Source organism: Massilia sp. 01N410 (assembly GCF_056399665.1).
This window is the reverse complement of sequence record NZ_JBFTRV010000007.1, coordinates 34,999-52,358: the sequence shown is the minus strand read 5'-3', so window position 1 is coordinate 52,358 and position 17,360 is coordinate 34,999. Positions and strand designations below refer to the sequence as shown.

Annotated in this window: 15 protein-coding genes; 5 read left to right on the top strand and 10 right to left on the bottom strand. The window is 67.4% G+C overall.

What is annotated here, in order from left to right:
* Window positions 1-56: 56 nt before the first annotated feature.
* On the top strand, window positions 57-1,076 hold the full coding sequence (locus AC1DOP_RS11495) for a DUF3108 domain-containing protein (RefSeq protein ID WP_477251207.1): 1,020 nt from the start codon (window positions 57-59) through the stop codon (window positions 1,074-1,076).
* Window positions 1,077-1,097: 21 nt separating this feature from the next.
* Here the strand turns inward: AC1DOP_RS11495 and AC1DOP_RS11490 are convergent, their stop codons facing one another.
* The 7 genes from AC1DOP_RS11490 to AC1DOP_RS11460 form a co-directional block, all read right to left on the bottom strand.
* Window positions 1,098-5,369: a pilus assembly protein gene (locus tag AC1DOP_RS11490; RefSeq protein WP_477251205.1), complete on the bottom strand. Its 4,272-nt coding sequence runs from the start codon at window positions 5,367-5,369 to the stop codon at window positions 1,098-1,100.
* 13 nt (window positions 5,370-5,382) lie between these two features.
* Window positions 5,383-5,985 carry a pilus assembly PilX family protein gene (locus tag AC1DOP_RS11485; RefSeq protein WP_442124572.1) on the bottom strand — a complete coding sequence of 201 codons (603 nt, stop codon included), beginning with the start codon at window positions 5,983-5,985 and terminating at the stop codon, window positions 5,383-5,385.
* The gene (locus AC1DOP_RS11480; protein ID WP_477251203.1) at window positions 5,985-7,181 is read right to left on the bottom strand and encodes a PilW family protein; all 1,197 of its coding nucleotides are present in this window, start codon (window positions 7,179-7,181) and stop codon (window positions 5,985-5,987) included. Before AC1DOP_RS11480 ends, AC1DOP_RS11485 begins: the two co-directional genes overlap by 1 nt.
* Before the next feature lie 8 nt (window positions 7,182-7,189).
* A complete protein-coding gene (locus tag AC1DOP_RS11475) occupies window positions 7,190-7,615 on the bottom strand; it encodes a type IV pilus modification PilV family protein (RefSeq protein ID WP_477251201.1) in 426 nt (141 codons plus the stop codon).
* Between the two features lie 11 nt (window positions 7,616-7,626).
* Entirely contained in the window at window positions 7,627-8,265 is a 639-nt protein-coding gene (locus AC1DOP_RS11470; RefSeq protein ID WP_442124569.1) for a pilus assembly FimT family protein, read from the bottom strand.
* Window positions 8,253-8,687 carry a type IV pilin protein gene (locus AC1DOP_RS11465; RefSeq protein ID WP_442124568.1) on the bottom strand — a complete coding sequence of 145 codons (435 nt, stop codon included), beginning with the start codon at window positions 8,685-8,687 and terminating at the stop codon, window positions 8,253-8,255. The genes AC1DOP_RS11470 and AC1DOP_RS11465 overlap by 13 nt, the downstream gene beginning before the upstream one ends.
* A 115-nt stretch (window positions 8,688-8,802) precedes the next feature.
* Window positions 8,803-9,294: a GNAT family N-acetyltransferase gene (locus tag AC1DOP_RS11460; protein ID WP_442124567.1), complete on the bottom strand. Its 492-nt coding sequence runs from the start codon at window positions 9,292-9,294 to the stop codon at window positions 8,803-8,805.
* 317 nt (window positions 9,295-9,611) lie between these two features.
* On the opposite strand from AC1DOP_RS11460, the gene AC1DOP_RS11455 reads away from it, so the two are divergent.
* The 3 genes from AC1DOP_RS11455 to AC1DOP_RS11445 are packed head-to-tail and all read left to right on the top strand — an operon-like array spanning window position 9,612 to window position 15,204.
* Window positions 9,612-11,945 (top strand): GH92 family glycosyl hydrolase, encoded by a 2,334-nt coding sequence (locus AC1DOP_RS11455; RefSeq protein ID WP_442124566.1) that lies wholly within the window; start codon window positions 9,612-9,614, stop codon window positions 11,943-11,945.
* Window positions 11,942-14,230: a GH92 family glycosyl hydrolase gene (locus tag AC1DOP_RS11450; RefSeq protein ID WP_477251197.1), complete on the top strand. Its 2,289-nt coding sequence runs from the start codon at window positions 11,942-11,944 to the stop codon at window positions 14,228-14,230. Before AC1DOP_RS11455 ends, AC1DOP_RS11450 begins: the two co-directional genes overlap by 4 nt.
* Window positions 14,230-15,204, top strand: coding sequence for a LacI family DNA-binding transcriptional regulator (locus AC1DOP_RS11445; RefSeq protein ID WP_442124564.1), 975 nt, complete (start codon window positions 14,230-14,232; stop codon window positions 15,202-15,204). The genes AC1DOP_RS11450 and AC1DOP_RS11445 overlap by 1 nt, the downstream gene beginning before the upstream one ends.
* Here the strand turns inward: AC1DOP_RS11445 and sigJ are convergent.
* Complete coding sequence (gene sigJ, locus AC1DOP_RS11440) at window positions 15,192-16,082, bottom strand: RNA polymerase sigma factor SigJ (RefSeq protein WP_442124563.1); 891 nt, start codon at window positions 16,080-16,082, stop codon at window positions 15,192-15,194. The genes AC1DOP_RS11445 and sigJ overlap by 13 nt on opposite strands.
* 109 nt (window positions 16,083-16,191) lie before the next feature.
* Here sigJ and AC1DOP_RS11435 point away from each other — a divergent pair, with 109 nt between their 5' ends.
* Window positions 16,192-16,629, top strand: a complete 438-nt coding sequence (locus AC1DOP_RS11435) for a carboxymuconolactone decarboxylase family protein (RefSeq protein WP_477251194.1) — start codon at window positions 16,192-16,194, stop codon at window positions 16,627-16,629.
* Window positions 16,630-16,649: 20 nt separating this feature from the next.
* Here the strand turns inward: AC1DOP_RS11435 and AC1DOP_RS11430 are convergent, their stop codons facing one another.
* On the bottom strand, window positions 16,650-16,976 hold the full coding sequence (locus AC1DOP_RS11430; RefSeq protein ID WP_477251192.1) for a hypothetical protein: 327 nt from the start codon (window positions 16,974-16,976) through the stop codon (window positions 16,650-16,652).
* 37 nt (window positions 16,977-17,013) lie between these two features.
* The gene (locus tag AC1DOP_RS11425) at window positions 17,014-17,172 is read right to left on the bottom strand and encodes a hypothetical protein (protein ID WP_442124560.1); all 159 of its coding nucleotides are present in this window, start codon (window positions 17,170-17,172) and stop codon (window positions 17,014-17,016) included.
* Between the last annotated feature and the right edge of the window lie 188 nt (window positions 17,173-17,360).

Here is a 17,360-nt window from a genome sequence, read left to right as displayed (position 1 = left end):
GCCGATGCCTGGGCGCACGGATGGGCAGGGACGGTCCCAGGCGCTACACTAGCGGGATGAGGTCCAATGCTTTCCTGTCGCCCAACCGCCGCCTGCTCGTCCTGTGCGCGCTGTCGCTCGCCCTGCATGGCGCACTGCTGGAACTGGCGGCGCGGCGCATGCCCGGCCCGCTGGCGCCGCCGGCGGCCGGCGCCCCGCTGGTGCTGCGCCTGGTGGACACGGCCGCGGCGCCGCACCGTCCGCAGGACAGCCGGCCCGCGCAAGCTGCGGACAGGCCCGTCGACGCAGCGCCCGAGCCCACCCCAAGGCGGCCCCCTGCCCCGCCGCCCGCTGCGGCCGTGACCGAAGCGCCGCCACCGGCCGGCGTGGCCACCCCGGCCATCACCGGCCCCACGACCCGGCCCGCCCCTGCCGCCTCGCCCGGCGAGAACGCACTGCTGCCGATGGCGGGCCGCTACCGCCTGCGCCTGCCGGCCAGCGCACGCCTGAGCTTCACCTCGCCGGGACGGGCGGACGGCCAGGCCTACCTCGACTGGCGCAGCGACGACAGCGGCTACAGCCTGGAATTCGACGGCATCCTCGGCCGCCTGTCCAGCCGCGGCATCAGCGGCGATACCGGCATCGCGCCGGCCCTCGCCACCGAAATCCGGGCGGATGGCAGCACAAGCACCAGCTTCGATGCGACAACGGGCGAGGTCCGCTTCCAGGGCGCCGGCAATCCCGCGCCGGGCGCGGTCGGCATGCAGGACCGCGCTTCCGTGCTGGTGCAGCTGGCCGCCATCGCGCTGGGACGGCCCGAGCAGCTGCAGAACGAGATCAGGATCGTGGTGGCCGGCGCATCGCAGGTGGGGGTCGAACGCTACCAGGTACTCGGCCAGGAAGAGGTCGACACCGGCATCGGCAGCATGCCGGCCTGGCATCTGGCGCGGCTGGCGGCGCCCGGCGAAGCCCGGCTCGAACTGTGGCTGGCGCCTTCGCAGGACTGGCTGCCGGTGCAACTGCGCCTGAGCGGTACTGACGGCAGGGTCGAGACCCAGACCCTCAGCGGGGCCGTGCGCGCGGCCCCTGCTCCCTGATCCGCAAGTCCAGCCGATGCCTTAGTTGCGCACCCGGCGCCAGCCGGCGCGGTGGGCCTCGACGTCGCTGGCGCGCGCCACGCTCGAGGTGATGGTATTGCCGTCCGCGGTGGTGGTGACCATCTTCAGGGCGCCCGAGGGCAGGCGCACGATGATGAAGCCGACCGCCGCCGAATTGCCCGACAGGGACTGGCCCGCGATCGCGCCGATGCCCTGCTGGGTGTTGACCGGCGCCGCCGTGCAGACGTTCAGCTGGTAGACGTTGCTGCTGCCGCCGACCTTGCACGAGGACGAGGACGAAGGAATATTCGACACCACGGTCAGGGTACCGGCCGCCACCTTCGGGTCGAGGTTGACGCGTTCGCCGGCGTTCTGGTCGAGATCGAAGAACCAGCCGGCCTGGCTGCCGAGGTTCACGGCCGGGCCGCTGATCGTGTAGGCCTGGGTGCCGGCCGGACGCGCCAGCGACTGCTTGGCCATCGAGGTCGAATTGCGCCAGCTGGCGGCGCCGATGCCGGTGCCGCTGTCCTTCAGCACGTAGACGCTCTGCTTGCTGGTATCCGCGATATCGGGCAAGTCGAGCAGGCGGCCGGTGCCGAACACCACGACCTTCTGCGCGCCCACCGTGGTTTGGCCGGAGGCGTCGGTCGAAGTCACCTGGCACAGGGTGACCTCGGGGCGACTGGTGACGGGCTGGCCGGTGCCGGCGTCGCCCATCTGCAGCACCGTCGGGTTGCCGCCGGCGGTAAAGTCGAAGCGCCACATCTTGCCCTGGTTGTCGCCGCCGTAGACATAGGTCACCAGCGGGTCTGTGAGCGGATTGTTGGTGATCGCGGTGATCTTGGCCAGGCCCGAGGGCGTGGTGGTGTCGCCGACATTGGTGCTGGTCTTGCTCAGCACCTGGCCGCTGGCCACGTCGACCACGTACAGGTAGCCCTTGCCGTTGCCGCCGAAGCCGGTGGACGGCACGTTGTTGTAGCCGGAGGTCAGGAACACCACCCAATGCTCGGTGCCGGAGGCATCCTTCCAGGTGCCGAACTGCGGGTTGCCGAAGCTCAGCCCGATGTCGGCGTCGAAGCGGTTGCCGGTGCAGACTTCCGCGTCGGCGCAGAGCTCCCACAGCGCGGACGGATTGGCGGGGTCGGTGACGTCGACCGCATAGTAACCGCGACCGCCTCCGTTCAAGCCGGCCACCACCACCGAACGCCAGATGCCATTGATCTTGACGTCGCCGAGTTCGGGCGAACCGTCGGTGGTGAACTGGTGGTTGGTACTGTAGGTCGTGCTGGCCTGCTCGTACAGCTTCTTCATGGTGATGCGCGGGACGTAGGCCCACAGCTCGCTGCCGTTGGCGGCATCGAAGGTGTGCAGCATGCCGTCGTTGGCGGCAACGAACACCACCGGCTTACGCGCCGCATTGTCGACCTTGAACTTGCTGTAGCCGGTGGCCGTGTAGTTCTTGCGCGGCTCGCGCTGGTAGGCCGGCTTGGACGAGGCAATGTCGCCGAGCACGATCGGCAGCACCTGCGTGACGCCGTCGTCCTTGGGGTTCGACAGCGTGTAGGCGCGCAGGCGGGTGTCGTCCGCATACTGCTGCTGCCCGCGCAGCCAGGCGACGATATTGCTGCCGTTGTTGACGACCAGGCGGTCGGCGGCCGACAGGTTGGAGCACTGCGCCAGCGCGCCGCACTTGTTGTCGAACCAGGCTTTCTCGGTGGCGTTCATCCCCGCGTACAGGAAGTCCTTGAGGCCGCCGTTGTCGACGTCCAGCATCTTGATGCTGCGGGTATCGGTAGATGCCGCCACCTTGGCGCCGACCGTATTGCTCGAGTGCCAGGCGATGGTCTTGATGACTTCCCCGCTGACCGGATCGAGCTTGCGGTCGGTGAGCACGCCGAACCATTTGACGGTGGTGAAGGTGGCCGAGAAGATGTCGTTGTCCTCGAGCGTGATGTTGGGGGTCGAGGTGGCCGATGCGGCGGCCGCGCCGACGTGCACCTCGATGTTCGCCAGCGCCTTGCCCAGGCCGTCCACGACTTCGGCCGGGTCGTTGGCGCTGAAGTACTTGCCGTGGCCGTTGATGGCCGCGTGCCACAGGTCGTCGACCCGTTCCTGGTAGGCCGCGCCGCCGCTGGAGTCGCCGGTGTTCGGGTCCGGCCACACATAGGCGTTCTTGTTGTTCCAGGGGCAGCCGGTGGTGACGCCTGTGACCAGCTTGTAGAAGTCCGAGCCTTCGGTGGCGCCGGTGTCGTACTTCGGGTCGAAGGTCATGACCCCGTCAACGCCGAGGCCGAGCGCGTAGGTGTTCATGTGCAGGTGCTGGTTGTCGCCGGCGGCGGCCGGCACCACGCCGTCCTTGCTCATGTCGTCGATGTCGGGGCGCAGCGAGACGGTGCCGGTGCTGGTGCCACCGTTGTACCAGTGCAAGGCGACGTCGGCCAGCGAGGCCGCGGTCTGGGCGCGCGGGTCGACGCAGCCGAGGCGCTTGCTGCAGAAGCGTGCCAGATTCTCCATATTGTCGTTGCTGGACACATTGGTGGCGGCGCCGCCGTTCCAGTAGCCGTCGGTGGTGACGAAGGCGAAGTTCTGCTGGCAGGGATATTCGATCACTTCCGAACCGGCCGGCCGCTGGAACTTGCCCAGGTTTGCATACATCCTGCCGACCGCGTTCAGGGCCAGGCGCATCGGCGTCGAGCCCGATGCGCTCATCTTGTACAGCGCGTTGTACCAGGCGGTGCGGTTGGCGCCGGAGAATTCGGCCGGGTAGGTGAAGCCGTTGGCCGTTTCCGGCTGGGCCGCCGCGTTCGACAGCGAGACGATGCCGACCTTGTAGTTGCCGTTCAGCGCCTGGAAGGCCTGGCCGACCGCCGTCTTCATCATCTGGTTGCGCGTCTTGTAGTAGGCGTACCAGTTGGCGAAGTTGGTCATCTCCTCGTCGTAGGTGCAGGTGCTGCCGGCGCAGTCGGTGCGCGCCGGCGCCTTCGGATAGCTGTTGTTGGTCGAGACGATGTCGGTGCGGACGAACACCGGCGCACCGGCGCCGATGGCGCTGGCGGTGGTCGGGATCACATCGCTTTGCTTGCTGGTGATGGTCTTGGTCTGGGCGCTGACGCTGACCGCCCAGCCGTTGCGGCTGCCGTCGGCCACCACCGTGCAGTCCGGGCTGCTCTTGGCGGCGCCGCTCGGGCAGACGATCGGCACGATCGCGACCACGTTGCTGGTGCCGAGGTTGATGCCGTAGGTCGAGCAGGCCGGCACCGAGGAACTGGTCGGCGCCTGCACACAGGCCAGGTACTGGTTCTTCAGGCCGGTCTTCGCGATGATCGAGGCGGCCAGCGCGGTGGCCAGGCTGGCCTGCTTGGACAGGGTGGTGGTGCCGCCGACCGCGGTGATCGCGCCGCCGGTGATGACGACGGTGCCGCCGGACTCCGCCACCGAAATGCTGTTGATGACCAGGTCGCTGGTGGTGCTGGAGGCGCCGATGGTGACGGTGCCGTAGGCCGCGGTCACCGTGCTGGCCGAAGTCGAAAAGCGTGGATAGATGTATTTGTCGACCTTCGTGTTGACGTACTTCGCCTGGCAGTCGCTCATGCTGGTGCTGTTGCACCAGCGGACCTTGGCTGGATAGGGATAGCCTGCCGGCGCCGGCGAACCGACCGCGACGCCCTTGCAGTTGATCAGGCCCGCTTCCTTGCAGTACTCGGCCACGTTGATGGTGTAGTAGTACGGCGCCGTGGTGTAAGGCGTCGAGGTCTTGTAGGTGCCGTCCGGATAGGCGTAGTTGGGATTGCCGTACAGGCAGGTCTTCGAGTTGCACCAGCCGAGGTCCGGGAAGCCGCTGGCCAGGTTCGACTTGCTCTCGCCCTGCATCGAGATATTGCTGTTGTTGATGCCAAAGCCGTCGGTCGGCACCGAGGTCCAGTTCGTGGTCTGGGTACGCGTCATCGACGCATAGGAGTTGCCGAGGTCGTCGACCGGCGGTGTGTAGCGGATCGCCGGGTTGTAGTACTGGCGGTTGAAATCGGCGCTGTTGAACGGCGGGTAGCCGGGCGTGCAGTTGGTGGTGCCGCTCGCCAGCGTGGACCCGGTGCGGCAGCTGGTCGAATCGACGATGTAGTCCGGCGTATAGGTATAGGTCATCGAGCCCGAGTTATCGTACAACAGCATCAAATTGGGCTTGACGTTACCGCTGCCCGAGATATTCAGCAGCGGCAGTTGGGCGATATTGGTCGGGGCCGCGGACGCGCCGAGGGCGAGCACGAGCAGGAACAGGAAGGCGAAGAGTCTTTTCATGGGAGGCCTGAGCTTAAACGCCGATCAGCACGATCATCTGGTTGATCACATTGCTGCCGCGCGGACCGTTGATACGCGAGGCGATCACATAATGAAGTTGCGGCGCGCCGTCGTAGCTGGGGGCATCGGCGGCCAGGCTCTCGCCCAGCGCCACGGCGTTGCCAAGGCTGCCCTTCACCGACGAAGTCTGCACGCAGCGGTTGTCCTTGCCGTCGTAGCGGCCGTCGCGCGCGCACAGGCGGTGCACCACGTAGTCGATCTTGTTGCCGTCGGCATCGGTGACGGTCTTGGCCGAGTCCCAGAAACCAGCGTCGCGCGGGGTCACCTTGGTGTCAAGCGAGGAGTGGTAGCCGTCGGCGAGGTCGTCGGCTTCGAGCGCGGTCTTGTTGCTGGCGGCGGTCGTGCTCAGCCACTGGAAGCCCTGGTGGAGGCCGAGGTCGGCGGCGCGGTTGAGGGTGGCGTCATAGGCCAGGTTACCGGTCGCCAGCGCGGTCGAGTGGCTGGACCTGAGCAGGTACACGCTACCCAGCAGCATGACGGCCAGGATGATCAGCATCACCGGCAGTGCCGCACCCTGCTCGCGCGCGCCCCCAAGCAGGCGGTACGTCTTCTTCATTACGGCCTCCACACGAAGTTACGCAGCGGGACCACGGTCTCGAACACGCGGTAGCGGTAGCAGCGCCAGTCGACGCTGTCGCCCGGCACCGCCAGGCTGACCTTGACCGGCGCCGCGGCGGCGCTGCCGGTGGCGTTGGCGAACACCTGCAGCGGCGCCGGCGTGGCGGTGCAGCTGGCGCCGGCCGCCGGCGACTCGGGCGACTTGCTGCGCGCGACCACGGCCAGGCGCACCGCGGCGATACGCAGGTAGTCGCCGGCGCCGCCGGTCACGCCGTCGCCGTCGGCGTCGATCATGGATGCCGACCACTGCTTCACCTGCATGCCGGCGTCCGGCGTGAAGTTCATGCCGGCGCGGTTGTCGAAGCCGTATTGCGCCTTGATCGAGACGATGTCGCCGGCGACGGCTGCAGCATTGGTGCCGGCCCCATCGAGGTCGGTCGAACGCAGCTGCAGGAAGCCGTCCGCGACCGACCAGGTATGGAAGGACAGGGATTCCGGCGGGCCGAGGTTGAACACGCGCGAGACGCCGGCGCCGAAGCTGGCGCCCAGCGCCCCGCTGTTGTAGCGGTAAGCGTCGTCCTGGTTGACGTCGATCGATTGCTGGGCCGGCAGCGCCGGCAGCGCGTCGGGATCGGACGACACCTGGGCCAGCGAGCACTTGCCGCCCAGCTGCTCGGGTACGACCACGATCACGTCGCCCTGGCGGAAGCCGTAGGGCCGGCGGTCGACCACGATGCGGGTGCCGTTGGTGTAGCCGGACAGCAGGCGCAGGGTGCCGGTGCCGGTGATCGAGCTGCCGGCGTAGAAGCTGATGCGGTCGGGATTCTCGCCGCTGGTGGCGGCGTTGGCGTTGGCGCCGGCCGCCTGCGGCTCGATGATGATGGGTGCCAGCGGCTGCACGGCGGCGCCGCCGACGTTCACCGAGGCCAGCGTGTAGCCGCCGGTGTCCTTGAAAATGGTGTTGCAGCCCGCGATCAGCGGGTCGTTCAGGCCATAGCCGGCCTGGGCGGCGTCGCCGCTCATCGAGAACAGCGCCAGCATCCCGTTCTGCATCGCGTCCGAGCCGCCGACCGCATGCCGCTGGGTGCTGTCGGCGCTGGTCACCAGGCGCACAGCGAACAGCAGCGCCAGCATGCCGATCACGATGCTGACCATCAGCTCGACCAGCGAGAAACCGCCCTGCGGTGAGCGCATGTGCTTCCTCATTGCTTGCTGCCCGAGACGTAGGAGGTGACGCGGTACTGGTTGGCCTTGGCGCCCCCTTTACGGGTCCAGGCAATCGCGATATCGATCCGGCTGCCGGAGGCGTCGGTGGCCGGCGTCACCGTCACGCTGATGACGGCCGACGGAATCCGTTTGACGGTCGCGTCGAACCAGGGCTTCAGCTGGGTGCTCGGCGCGGCCCTCTCGACCACCGCATAGGACGTCAGGTTGGCCTGGTCGGTGGCCATGGTGCCGAGCAGCGATTCAGCGGCCAGCGTGGCTTCCGTGCGCATCGCCGAATCCTCCAGTGCCGAATAGGACCGGGCCTGCAGGCCCAAGGTGCCGATCAGGCCGATGGCGAGGATGACCACCGCGACCAGGGCTTCGATCAGGGCGAAGCCGCGCTGCGCGCCCGGCTTAGGCATGCGCGGGCGGCTCATCGCGGGCACCTGCGGCGGTCGGGCGCGGCCACGCCCGGGTCGCAGCGCGAGGCCACGCCGGCCAGGGTCAGCGACACCGCCATCGGCGTGAAGCTGACCGAACCGCCGGCCGTGGGCGACAAGGTGATGCGTGCGATCTGCGGCGAGATCCGGGTGTCGACCCAGCCGAGGGCAGTGAAATAGGCGGCGTTGGCGCCGGAAGGGCCGACCACCAGCGCGACCGCGCTCGACGAAGGCAGGCCGTCGGCACTGCGCACCACCGACTTGTCGCCCTGGGCCCCGCGCGGATCGCCGGCCGCCGCCGCGGTCGGGGTGGACCAGCCGGTGCTGGCGTCGTCGCAGAGGTCGTCGCTGCTCGGGTAGCAGAGATCGACCCGCCACTGCAGCTGGCCGGAGGCCGGATGGTCGTCCAGCACCAGCCGGCTGGCGGTGTTGTGACTGATGGCCTGGTTGCGCGCGAAGGCGAAGCCGTCGGCGTAATAGCCGGTGGCGGCCATGGCCTTGCGTCCCACCAGCCAGCTGGACATGCTGGGAATGCCGACGCCGGCCAGGATCCCGATGATCGCGACCACGACGGCCGCCTCGACCAGGGTGAAGCCGCTGGCGCGCGGCGCTGCGGGGCTTATTGCACGCACCGGCCGTCCTTGCGGTCGATCCAGCAGGTGGTGCTGGTCGACCAGCCGGTGGGCGCCTTCGGCGTGGCCCGGTTGCCGTTCTGGTCGATGGTGAAGGAGAAACCGGTGGCCGGGCCCTTGCCCGCCGCGGTGACCACATAGCTCGAGGCGTCGCCGCTGGTCAGGACGTAGCCGAAGTTGGCGCTGTCCGGCGGCAGGCGGTCGAAACTGGCGTAGGTGTGGTTGTTCGACCAGAATTCCTCGGCATTGGTCTGCACGGTGCCGAGGCCGGAATACGCTTCCGCCAGACGCGCGCGCATCACGTGATTGTTGTAGGCGGGGATCGCGACGGCGCTCAGGATGCCGACGATGGCCACCACGATCATCAGTTCGATAAGGGTGAATCCGCGCGCCCGCGCAGTCGTACGGATGGTGCTCGACATAGGAATTCCCGGAAAAAACTTGCCCACCGACAATATTAGCGTAAGCGGGGCAATTTTGGGCTCGTCTGGCGACAAAAAACAACGAATTACGCAGGAAGATATGGAACAGACATCGCTATCCGGCATGCAGGGCGCGCGCCATGTAGAGCGCACCGTCCGGATAGCTCAGCAGCGCCCGCGCCCCCTGCCCGCCAGGCGCCAGGCCGTGGGCGGCAAAACCCAGTCCTTCCCAGAAGCGGCGCGAATCCTGCACCGCCACCAGGGCCGACCAGGCCAGGCCGCGCGACCGTCCGCGTTCCAGCAGGCCGCCGGCCAGCCGCCGCGCCAGTCCCTGGCCGAGCGCACGCGGCGCCACCGCCATGTCGTGGATGTACAGGGTGTCGGCATCGGCGGCCGACTGGAAGGCGGCATCCAGCGGCGTGACCGCGCCGCGCCGCGACGCATAGGCGAACACATAGGCGCAAACGCCCTCGGCGTCGCAGGCGACCAGGCAACTGTCCCGCGCCGCCCGAAGGCGCGCCAGCACGATATCGGCCGGCTCCTGCATGGACGGCGGGTAGCAGGCGGCCTGCACGGCCAGTACGGCGTCCAGGTCGTCTTCGGTCATCCACCGCGGCGTGGCCGGCGGCGTTGGCTTTGTCGTGATATCTCGGCGGTTCGGCATGGCCCGGCATTATGCCCGATCGGGCGCTTCACGGCAGCTCCCGGCGCCGGGCACCCGACTAAACAAACAGGGTAACGCGTCGCCGTCCGGCTTCCCCTTCGCCTTCTCTGCTCCATGCGTACTGGGTAAGCGGGACCGTGGCATGGCGTCTGCACGACATTTGTTTAGTAAACGCTATAAACAGGAGGTCCGGGATCGTGCGCTTGTTGCTGACCGAAAAAAATCGGGCTATGTTTCCGGAATAACAGCAAGGAGACACGATGGGCAAGCGCATTTCTCTCTCCGCCATTTCACTGGCGGCCGGCCTGCTATGCGCCGGCGTCGCGGGGGCCGCGGCGCCCGGCAGCCGGGTGGCGGAGGTCAACGTCTTCGTCGGCACCGGCGGCGACGGCCACACCTTCCCCGGCGCCACGCGGCCGTTCGGCATGATCCAGTTGAGCCCCGACACCCAGGTCCGCCACTTCAAGCAGAGCTATCCCTGGGCCGCCGGCTACCGCTACGAAGACGACTCCATCCTCGGCTTCTCGCATACCCACTTTTCCGGCGCCGGCCACTCCGACCTCGGCGACGTACTGCTGATGCCCACCAGCGGCGAGCTGAAACTGGAGCCCGGCTATCCGGAACGCCCCTTCAGCGGCTACCGCTCGCGCTTCTCGCACAAGGACGAGCATGCAGAGCCGGGCTACTACGCGGTCAAACTGCTCGACAACGAGGTCGGCGTCGAACTCACGGCCAGCGAGCGGGTCGGTCTGCACCGCTACCGCTTCAAGCCGGGATCCGAGGCCCGGGTCGTGCTCGACCTGCGCAGCAGCATCTACGACTGGTACGGCAAGAACCTGTGGTCGCGCCTGCGCCTGCGCGGGCAGGACACGATCACCGGCATGCGCGAGACGCGCGGCTGGGCACCGGGCCGCCAGCTGTATTTCGCGATCCGCTTCTCGCGCCCGCTCCAGTCGCACCAACTGATGAACCGCGAGGAAGGCGTCGAGTACCGCGGCTTCGCTTCGCCCGGCAAGACCCCGCTTGACAAAATCCTGGTCGAGGGCAAGGCGCTCGAGGCGGCGCTCGACTTCGGCAAGCTCGGCGACGCTCCGCTGCTGGTGAAGGTGGCCGTCTCCGCCGTCAGCGAGGATGGCGCCCTGGCCAACCTGGACGAGATGCCGGGCTGGGACTTCGACAAGGAACGCGCGAACGCCAGCGCAGCCTGGGAGCAGGCCCTCGGCGCCGTCGACATCGAGGCGCCGCAGCCGATGAAGCGCATGGTCTATACGAGCCTGTATCACAGCCTGCTGGCGCCGAGCCTCTTCATGGACCGCAGCGGAGCCTACCGCGGGCCGGACAACCAGGTCCACCAGGCGGACGGTTTCCGCTTCCACTCCACCTTCTCGCTGTGGGACACCTACCGCGCCCTGCATCCGCTGCTGACCCTGATCCAGCCGGAACAGCGCAACGCCGACTTCGTGCGCTCCCTGATCGCCTCCCAGCAGGCCAGCCCCTACGGGATCCTGCCGGTGTGGCAGTTCGCCGGACTCGAAACCTGGTGCATGATCGGCTACCACGCGGTGCCGGTGATCGCCGACGCCTACATGAAGGGCATCCGCGGCTTCGATCCGGAACAGGCGCTGCGGGCGATGACCGCCAGCGCGGAATACGGTCCCTACGGCGGCCTGCAGCACTACATGAAATACGGCTACGTGCCGATCGACCTCGAACCGGAGGCGGCCTCGAAGACCGTCGAATACGCCTTCGACGACTGGACCATCGCGCGCATGGCCGAGAAGATGGGCAAGAAGGACGTGGCCGAACGCTATTACAAGCGGGCCCAGAACTGGCGCAATGTGTTCGATCCGAAGACCGGCTTCGTCCGCGCCCGCAAGTCGACCGGCGAGTTCCGCACCCCCTTCGATCCGGTGCAGTCGAACTTCGGCAGCGACTATACCGAGGGCAGCGCCTGGCAGTATTCCTGGTACATGCCCCACGATAACGCGGGCCTGGTGAAGTTCCTCGGCGGCGACGCCGGCCTGGTCAGCAAGATCGACCAGGTCTTCGACGCCAGGGTCGATGCCAACGTCTACGCCCACATGGAAGACATCTCCGGCCTGATCGGCCACTACGCCCACGGCAACGAGCCTTCGCACCACGTGGCCTACCTGTACAACTATGCCGGCGCACCGTGGAAGACCCAGGGGCGCCTGGCCCAGATCGTGGCCAGCCAGTACAAGGATGCGCCGGATGGCCTGGCCGGCAACGACGACCTGGGCCAGACCTCGGCCTGGCTGGCCTTCACGGCGATGGGCTTCTATCCGGTGGCGCCGGGGACCAACGAGTACGTGATCGGCCGTCCCTTCGTCGAGAAGGCCACGCTGAACCTGCCGAACGGCAGGCAGTTCACGGTGCGCGCCGTGAACCTGTCGGACGCCAACGGCTACGTCGGCAGCGTCACCCTGAACGGCAAGGCGCTGGCGCGCAGCTATCTGCGCCACGAAGACATCCTGGCGGGCGGCGAGCTGGTATTCACCATGCAGCCGACCCCGAACACCAACTGGGGCAAGGACAAAACCGCCCGCCCCTACACGCAAACGGCCTACCAATGAAACCGACTCTCTTCGCCGCCGCACTCGGCCTGGCTGCCATCGCCAGCTTCCACGTCCAGGCCGCCCCGCTCGACCATGTGAACCCGCTGATGGGCACCGACAGCAAGCCCGAACTCTCGAACGGGAATACCTATCCCTCGGTCGGCATCCCCTGGGGCATGAACTACTGGACGCCGCAGACCGGCAAGATGGGCAATGGCTGGGCCTATACCTATACGGCCGACCGCATCCGCGGCTTCAAGCAGACCCACCAGCCTTCGCCCTGGATGAACGACTACGGCCAGTTCGCCATCATGCCGGTGACCGGCGCCAAGCGCTTCAAGGAAGACGACCGCGCCAGCTGGTTCTCGCACAAGGCGGAGCTGGCCAAGCCGGACTACTACCGCGTCTACCTGGCCGACAGCGACGTCACCGCCGAGCTCACGCCCACCGAGCGCGCCGCCCAGTTCCGCTTCACCTTCCCGAAGACCGAGCAGGCCTGGGTGGTGATCGACGCCCTCGACAAGGGCTCCTACGTAAAACTGATCCCCGGCGAGCGCAAGATCGTCGGCTACTCGACCCGCCACGCGGGCAAGCCGCTCACCAACTTCCGCAACTGGTTCGTGATCCAGTTCGACAAGCCCTTCAAGAGCGGCGAAGTGTGGGACGGCGACAAGATCGTCGCCGGCGCGCAGGAAGCGAAGGTCGACCATGCCGGCGCCATCGTCGGCTTTGCGACCGCCGACGGCGAAAAGGTCGGCATGCGCGTGGCTTCCTCCTTCATCAGCCTGGAACAGGCCGAGCGCAACCTGGCGCGCGAGATCGGCAGCGACGATTTCGACGCCACCCGCGCCAAGGCCACGAAGCGCTGGAACGAGGTGCTGGGCCGGGTCGAGATCAAGGGCGCCAGCATCGACCAGCAGCGCACCTTCTATTCGAGCCTGTACCGCATGGTGCAGTTCCCGAACAAGCTGTACGAACTCGACGAAGCCGGCAAGCCGGTCCACTGGAGTCCCTACAACGGCCAGGTGCTGCCGGGCCGGATGTTCGCCGGCACCGGTTTCTGGGACACCTTCCGCGCCCTCTACCCCTTCCTCAACCTGATGTACCCGTCGGTCAACCGCGAGATGCAGGAAGGCCTGGCGAACGACTTCAAGGAAGGCGGCTGGCTGCCAGAATGGTCGAGCCCCGGCTATGCCAACGTCATGGTCGGCAATAACTCGGCCTCGGTGGTGGCGGAAGCCTGGCTCAAGGGCCTGCGCGGCTACGACATCGAGACCCTGTGGCAGGCCCTGGCCCACGGCGCCAACAACGCCGGACCGATGGAAGCCGTCGGCCGCGCCGGCGTCGAGGACTACAAGCGCCTCGGCTACGTGCCCTACGATTCCGGCATCAAGGAAAACGCCGCCCGCACCCTCGAATACGCCTACGACGACTTCGCCATCTACCAGCTCGGCAAGGCGCTCGGCAAGCCGCAGTCCGAGATCGCCGTGTATGCGGAGCGGGCCCGCAACTACCGCAAGCTCTTCGATCCGGAAACCGGCCTGATGCGCGGCAAGAACAAGGACGGCAGCTTCCAGGCGCCCTTCAATCCCTTCAAGTGGGGCGATGCCTTCACCGAGGGGAACAGCTGGCATTACACCTGGTCGGTGTTCCACGACGTCGCCGGCCTGATCGAACTGATGGGCGGACGCCAGGCCTTCGTCAACAAGCTCGATGCGGTGTGGACCATGCCGCCCGTGTTCGATGACAGCTATTATGGCCAGGTGATCCACGAAATCCGCGAGATGCAGATTGCCGGCATGGGCCAGTACGCCCACGGCAACCAGCCGATCCAGCACATGATCTACCTGTACGACTATGCCGGCGCCCCCTGGAAGACCCAGTACTGGGCGCGCGAAGTGATGAACCGCCTGTACCGCGCGACGCCGGACGGCTATTGCGGCGACGAAGACAATGGCCAGACCTCGGCCTGGTACGTGTTCTCCGCCCTTGGCTTCTATCCGGTCACGCCGAGCAGCCCCCAGTACGCGCTGGGCGCGCCGCTGTTCCCGGAAGCCGTGCTGCACCTGGAGAACGGCCGCAAGGTGAGCATCAAGGCGCCCGGCAACAGCGACACGAAACGCTACGTGGATGCCCTCAGCATCGACGGCAAGCCGGTCAGCCGCAACTGGATCGGCCACGATGAGCTGATGCACGGCGCCCAGCTGGAGTTCCGCATGTCGGACAAGCCGAACCAGCGCCGCGGCACGGCCGCCGCCGACGCGCCCTACTCCTTCTCGCAGGATCCTTCGGAGAAACGCTGATGACCGTCACCGTCCGCGATCTGGCGCACCTCACCGGCTGCTCGATCGGCACGGTGTCGCGCGCCCTGAAGAACCAGCCCGGCCTGGGCGAACCGACTCGCGCGCGGATCCTGTCCGCCGCGCGCGAGCTGGGCTACGACTTCAACCGCCTGCGCCTGGGCGCGATCCGGCGCATCGCCTTTTTACTACACGAGCAGCACAACACCCTGTCGTCCAGCCCCTTCTACTCGCCGGTGCTGCAGGGCGCCGAACAGGCTTGCCGGCGCGCCGGCGTGGCCTTGTCCTTCTACGTCGTGCACCCGGGCGAAGCGGTGGCCGAGCTGGTGCGCGCCCAGCAGCCGGACGCCATCCTGTGCGCCGGCTACTTCGAACCGGAGCTGGTGGCGGTGCTGCGCGACAGCGGAAAGCCCCTGGTGCTGGTCGACATGCACCTGCCCGGCTTCACTTCCGTCAATCCCGACCACCACCTGGGCGGCTACCTGGCCACCCGCCACCTGATCCGCACCGGCCGCCGCCGCATCGCCATGATCGCCGGCTCGCTGGCCCACTACAGCATCCACCAGCGCGAGCGCGGCTACCGCAAGGCCCTGTTCGAGGCCCGCATGCTGGCCGATCCGGAACTCGAAGTCCACGTGCCCGGCTGCGCCGACCCGGCCGAGGGCGTGCGCCAGGCCATGCTGAAGCTGCTGGCCATGAAGCCGCGCCCCGACGCCCTGTTCTGCTACAACGACAGCGCGGCCCTGACGGCGATGCAGACCTGCCTGGACGCCGGCCTCAAGGTCCCATCCGACATCGCCATCGTCGGCTTCGACGACATCAGCGCCGCCGCCCAGGCGATCCCGCCGCTGTCCAGCATCGCAATCGACAAGGAAGCCCTGGGCGCCGCCGGGGTCGCCCTGCTGCTGGACAAGCAGAACGCCGAACAGACCCTGCCCGTGCAGCTGATCGTGCGCGAGAGCAGTTACGACGACTGAGGCCGCCCGGCCAGCTTCGGCAGGGAGCCCAGCTTGTCCGGGTTGCGCACCACGTAGATGCCGGCGATGCGGCCCTCGCGGATCTCCAGTGAGGTGACCGAATCCGGCTGGCCGTCGCGCCAGGTCAGCAGCCCCGGGGCGCCGTTCACTTCGATCAGCTGGTGGTGGCCGCGGTCCGTCCACTTGCGTTCGATGCCCACCACCAGGCGCGCCACGCGGTCGGCGCCCAGCACGGCGCGCACCGTGGTCTTGGCCTTGCCGCCGCCGTCGCCCATATAGCTCACATCCTCGGTCAGCAGTTCCTGCACGCGCGCCGCCTCGCCCGAGCGCGAGGCCTCGACGAACCTGGCCAGCAGCGCCAGGTGCTGCTCGCGCCCGACCGCGAAGCGCGGGCGCTCCGCCCGCACCCGCTCGCGCGCCCGCTGCAGGATCTTGCGGCAGGCCGCCTCGGTCTTGCCGACCATCGCCGCCACCTCGTCATAGCCGAAGTCGAATACCTGGTGCAGCAGGAACACGGCGCGCTCCTCGGGGCCGAGGCGCTCCAGCATCAGCAGGAAGGCGGTCGAGATATCGCCGGCCGCTTCCAGCGCGGCCTCGGGCGACTCGGCGCTGTCTTCGACCAGCGGTTCCGGCAGCCAGGGGCCGACATAGCGCTCACGCTCGAGCATGGCGCCGCGCAGGCGGTCGATGGCCATGCGGGTCACCACCGTCACCAGCCAGGCTTCCGGAATCCGGGCGGCGTCGATGCCGCCGTGCTGCCAGCGCAGCCAGGCTTCCTGCACGATGTCCTCGGCGTCCGCGCGCACGCCCAGCATGCGGTAGGCGATGCCGAACAGGCGCGGGCGCAGGCCCTGGAAAATGTCGATTGTCGTGTCCATGATCATTAGACGGTACGGGCCGCAGGTTTGTGACAGCAAAAAAACTGTCACAAACGGCGCGACCGCTTCGACTAAGGAGTGTAAGCCAACCAAACTGAAGGAGTACACCATGCAACGCCTCGATTTTTACAAAGCCTCGCCGTCCGCCTACAAAGCCCTGCTGGGCGTCGAGAACTATGTCCGCGAGACCGGGCTCGAACACAGCCTGCTCGAACTGGTCAAGCTGCGCGCTTCCCAGATCAACGGTTGCGGATACTGCGTCGACATGCATGCCGCCGATGCGCGCAAGGCCGGCGAAAGCGAACGCCGCCTGTACGCGGTGGCCGTGTGGCGCGAGACGCCCTTCTTCAGTCCGCGCGAACGCGCCGCCCTGGCCTGGACCGAAGCCCTGACCCGGTTGTCGGAACAGCCGGCGCTGGATGCGGATTATGCGGCGCTGCGGGAACAGTTCAGCGAGCGCGAGATGGTCGACCTGAGCCTTGCCATCGGGGCCATCAACAGCTGGAACCGCCTGGCGATCGGCTTTGGCGCGCAGCCGGCGGCATAAAGGGGGAGAATGCGGGTGGCTCAGCTGCCCGCGATCGGGCTGCCGAAGATACCGACCGCGAGTTCGGCCCAGACCAGCATCAGGGTCAGCAGCACGCCGCCGCCGATGGCGCGGCGTTGCGTGGCGGTGCGAAGCTTACGGGTCAGCAGGACGTAGAGGCTGCCGATGCCGGCCAGCAGCACGCCGGCGACGGCGAAGTCCAGCACGTCCCAGTTCACCTCTGCGGTGAAGCGCATCGCCACCAGCGGCACCAGCAGGATAGCGCCGGTGCCCAGCAGCACCCGGCGCAGGTCTCTTGCCACAATGCCCTCGTCCCGGGTGCCGAATTTTCCGTTGCGTGCGCGCATGTCCGCTTCCCCGTAATGTTGTTGTGGCCTGGTTCTGTCAGAGCGGCGCGGATTGGACCAGGCCGAGGCCCGACTTGGCCAGGGCCATGGCTACCGGGAGGGCGCACAGCACCAGCACCACGCCGATGCGGACCCGGCGGGCGCGCTGTTTCTGCTGCGAAAGACGGGAGAGGCGGAAGCCTTTATCGGTGGTCATGGAATCCCTTTCATGTGCGTTTGAGTATCCTTAATGATAATACGCGCGCTCCGGAACCCGCGACACGAATGGATTGCTATATCCATATGCATTGTTTCAGCGCATACAGCCCTGTCTCCCCGTCACAACAGCGATTTCGTGCAGGATCGCTCAACCGAACCTTGCCCTCAATCATCCTGCGCTAGAAT